This is a genomic window from Myxococcus sp. AS-1-15 (assembly GCF_020037055.1).
Lineage (GTDB): Bacteria > Myxococcota > Myxococcia > Myxococcales > Myxococcaceae > Myxococcus > Myxococcus fulvus.
On the sequence record NZ_JAIQDF010000063.1, the window covers coordinates 1 to 1,526 of the forward strand.

Here is a 1,526-nt window from a genome sequence, read left to right on the forward strand (position 1 = left end):
GCTGCTTGACCCCGCCAAGGAGCATTCCTCCCCCGAACCCCCCTCCGAACAACTACACACGATTCGGGACTTGACCCGCGGAGACGGCGACGCCCTTGTGCCGTAACAGGGCGTGGATTTCCGGCACGCTGCGGTGCTCCCGGTAGCGCTGCGCCCCGATGAAGGCCAGCACGTCCAGGCCGAACTCGTGCTCGGGCAGCACCCAGCGCCCCTCCCCCTCGGCCCGCAACGACACGCCCTCCAGCAGGCACCCCTCTCGGTGGCACACCCGCACCTGCACCGACAATCCCACGCAGCCGGTGAGCGTCGTCACGCAGCGGCGGGAGCGCCAGTCCGCACGCGTCCGCGCGCCGCACGCCTCGCAGCGCCGCCGCTCGCTGTCGACCCTCACCTCACGGGTGGCAACAGGGTGAGCAGTCGTTCGAGCCATGGTGGTATCCCCCCTTCAGAAGGACAACACCTGGGGCTCAGGCCATATTTGCCGGTGTAGTTTTTTTAGGAGCGCCCGCTCCATTTCCAGCTCGCGCACCTGCTTGCGCAGCTTCGTGAGCTCCTGCCGCTCCGCACTCGTCAGTGCTCCAGGCTTACCCTGGCCTTTGTCGGCCCGCGCCTGGTCCACCCACATCCTCAAGGCCGACAGCGTCAAGTCCAGGTCCCTTGCCACCTGGGACGTCGTCTTGCCCTCCTCCAGTACCAGCCTCACCGCCCCAGCCTTGACTTCCTCCGTGTAGCTACGCCGGGGACGTCGCGGCTTCTTCACTTCCGTCATGTCGGACACCGTACCTGCCTCTTCCTTGGTGTCCACTGATGCGGATCAAGCCCATACCTCGCCGCATACCGGCCGACGCGCGCGTAGGGCTCGCCTTCGATGAGGATTCGGGCGGCATCGACGTCGAGCCCTCGAAGCAACCTCCGCTTCAATTGCCGCTCAGTCTCCTCCACGCCCGCATTGACCGCCTGCCACGCGGTGTCGAACGCAGCCAGGTCTCCAGTGCTTGCACCCACCACGCCCTTTTGCGCGCGTTCCAACGTCTCCTCCAGCGCCTTGACGCTGTCCTCGAATCCTTCCGGCACTTCGATGGTCACCTTCGGCATCGTCGGATGTCCTCCTGTGGCTCAACCCGCCAGCAACCTCCCCTCCCATCGACCATCAGTCACCCGGCGGTCCCCCTGCTTGTCTGCTCACTCGCTGCTCAGGATCAGATCCACACCCCCTATCGCAAGGACTTTGTCGTCCACGGCCGGAGGCGACAGCTTCCACCGCCCCGCCAGCTCGCAGCCTTCCAGGAAGAGGGACAGCTCACTCACCGTCAGTTCCACCGCCTGCGCGCCCTCCTCGCTCCAGGGCCTGGCGAAGCGTCCCCGGAAGAGCCTCTTGGTGAGCAGCACCAGGCCCGTGCCGTCGAAGTGCAGCACCTTGGCTCGACGCCGACACCGACCGACGAAGTGGAAGACGTCGCCCTTGAGCAACTGTTGTCCCAACTGCTGCTCGACGAGCGCGCTCAATCCATCGAAGCCCCGGCGCA

The 1,526-nt window shown here is 66.1% G+C and carries 4 protein-coding genes; all 4 read right to left on the bottom strand.

All coding sequences use genetic code 11. The features are described 5' to 3' along the window. Positions 1 to 52 precede the first annotated feature (52 nt). Positions 53 to 430 (bottom strand): hypothetical protein, encoded by a 378-nt coding sequence (locus K8625_RS43485; RefSeq protein ID WP_223786099.1) that lies wholly within the window; start codon positions 428 to 430, stop codon positions 53 to 55. Between the two features lie 15 nt (positions 431 to 445). After that, positions 446 to 769 (bottom strand): transposase, encoded by a 324-nt coding sequence (locus tag K8625_RS43490; RefSeq protein ID WP_223786102.1) that lies wholly within the window; start codon positions 767 to 769, stop codon positions 446 to 448. After that, positions 766 to 1,095 carry a hypothetical protein gene (locus tag K8625_RS43495; RefSeq protein ID WP_223786100.1) on the bottom strand — a complete coding sequence of 110 codons (330 nt, stop codon included), beginning with the start codon at positions 1,093 to 1,095 and terminating at the stop codon, positions 766 to 768. The genes K8625_RS43490 and K8625_RS43495 overlap by 4 nt, the downstream gene beginning before the upstream one ends. Positions 1,096 to 1,182: 87 nt before the next feature. Next, positions 1,183 to 1,526: IS66 family insertion sequence element accessory protein TnpB (tnpB, locus tag K8625_RS43500; RefSeq protein WP_223786101.1), on the bottom strand; the 344-nt coding region annotated here is incomplete at its 5' end.